At 69.7% G+C, this 2,108-nt stretch carries 2 protein-coding genes; one reads left to right on the plus strand and one right to left on the minus strand.

The features are described 5' to 3' along the window. Positions 1-384, minus strand: a 384-nt coding sequence (locus ACFWP7_RS42540; RefSeq protein ID WP_384394014.1) for a hypothetical protein, incomplete at its 3' end; no start/stop codon positions are given. Between ACFWP7_RS42540 and ACFWP7_RS42545 the strand changes: the two genes are divergently transcribed. Beyond that, on the plus strand, positions 283-2,108 hold a 1,826-nt coding region (locus tag ACFWP7_RS42545; RefSeq protein ID WP_384394012.1), incomplete at its 3' end, for a condensation domain-containing protein. The two genes, ACFWP7_RS42540 and ACFWP7_RS42545, sit on opposite strands and share 102 nt — an antisense overlap.

A 2,108-nucleotide genomic window follows, 5' to 3' on the forward strand; every position in this document is an offset into this window, starting at 1 on the left:
TTGGTCCCTGTCGGGGTGGCGGGTGAGTTGTTCATCGCTGGTGAGGGTGTGGCGCGGGGTTATCTGGGGCGTCCGGGGCTCACCGCGGAGCGTTTCGTTGCTGATCCGTTTGGTTCTGATGGCTCCCGGATGTATCGCACGGGTGATGTGGTGCGGTGGTCGGATGCGGGCGTGCTGGAGTTTGTGGGTCGTGTCGACGATCAGGTGAAGGTGCGTGGTCATCGGATCGAGTTGGGTGAGGTCGAGTCGGTGCTGGCTGCGGTTCCGGGGGTCGCGCGTGCGGTGGCGGCGGTTCGGGAGGACATGCCTGGTGATCGCCGGCTGGTCGGTTATGTGGTGCCCGTCGAGGGTGTGGCGCTGGATGTTCAGGTGGTGCGTCGTCATGTGGCGGGGCTGTTGCCGGAGTACATGGTCCCGTCCGCCGTCGTCGCTCTTGATGTCGTTCCGTTGACGCCGAATGGGAAGACCGACCGTAAGGCGCTGCCCGCACCGCAGCAGACCGCTGCCGCGCGCGGCCGCGATGCCCGCACTCCCCAAGAGGCCATTCTCTGCGGTCTGTTCGCGGAGGTCCTGGGCGTCGGCCGGGTCGGCATCGACGACAACTTCTTCGAACTGGGCGGCCACTCGCTGCTCGCCACCCGGCTGCTGAGCCGTATCCGCTCGCTGCTGTCCGCCCAACTCGGCATCCGGGCCCTCTTCGAGGCCCCCACCGTCGCCGGACTCGCCGAGCGCCTCCCCCGGGCGGCGTCGGCCCGCCCCGCGCCGACCCCCGCCGTGCGGCCGGCGGAGATCCCGTTGTCCTTCGCCCAGCGCCGCCTGTGGTTCATCAACCAGATGGACACGACGAGCCCGCTCTACAACATCCCCATGGTGCTGCGGCTGCGTGGTCCGTTGGATGTGGCCGCGCTGGAGGCGGCGCTCGCCGATGTGGTGTCCCGCCACGAGAGTCTGCGGACGGTCTTTCCCGCTGTGGACGGTGTTCCTCGGCAGGTTGTGTGCGACGTCTCGGCGCGGCCGTTCGTCCTGTCCGTGTTCGACGTGGCGGGCGAGTGCGACGTCGATGCGTGGATCGCCGGGTTCACCGGGCGGGGCTTCGATCTGACGGAGGAGGTTCCGCTGCGTGCGGGGTTGTTGGCGGTGGGGGAGGAGGAGTATGTCCTCGTGCTCGTCCTGCACCACATCGCGGGTGACGCGTGGTCTCTGCGTCCGCTGGCCGCGGATCTGGCGACGGCGTACGGTGCGCGGCTCGGTGGTGTCGAGCCGGGGTGGGCTCCGTTGCCGGTGCAGTACGCCGACTACGCGCTGTGGCAGCGTGAGCTGCTGGGCGACGAGGCCGACGTGGACAGCGAGATCTCCCGGCAGCTCGCCCACTGGACACAGACCCTCGCCGACCTGCCCGAGGAACTGGCCCTGCCCACCGACCGCCCGCGGCCGCTGACCGGCGCCCAGCGTGGGGCGAAGCTTCGGTTCTCCTTCGACGCCCAGCTGCACCGCCAGTTGCTGTCACTGGCCACCTCCATGGGCACCAGCCTGTTCATGGTGCTCCAGGCCGGCCTCGCCACCGTCCTGACGCGGCTCGGCGCCGGCACCGACATCCCGATCGGCGCCCCCATCGCCGGCCGGACCGACGACGCCCTCGACGACATGGTCGGCTTCTTCCTCAACACCCTGGTGCTGCGCACCGACACCTCGGGCGATCCCACGTTCCGTGAGCTGCTGGGGCGAGTCCGGGAGACCGACCTGGCCGCCTACGCCAACCAGGAACTGCCGTTCGAGCGGCTCGTCGAGGCGCTCAACCCGCAGCGGTCGCTGACCCGCCACCCGCTCTGCCAGGTGACACTGACCGTGCAGAACACGGGGGCCGCGTCCCTCGACCTGCCGGGATTGGCCGTCAGCCCCGAGGCCGGCGAGTCCCCGTGGGCCAGGTTCGACCTGTCCCTCGGCCTCGGCGAGCAGCACACCGCGAACGGCGTTCCGAACGGGCTGGAGGGCGTCGCGGACTACTCCGCGGACCTCTTCGACCGCGACACCCTCGCCCTTGTCATCGCTCGCCTTGAGCGTGTGCTGCGGGCTGTTGTCGCCGATCCTGATCGTGTGATCGGGGATGT

It is taken from the genome of Streptomyces sp. NPDC058470, from assembly GCF_042721055.1.
In the GTDB taxonomy this organism is placed as follows: Bacteria; Actinomycetota; Actinomycetes; order Streptomycetales; family Streptomycetaceae; genus Streptomyces.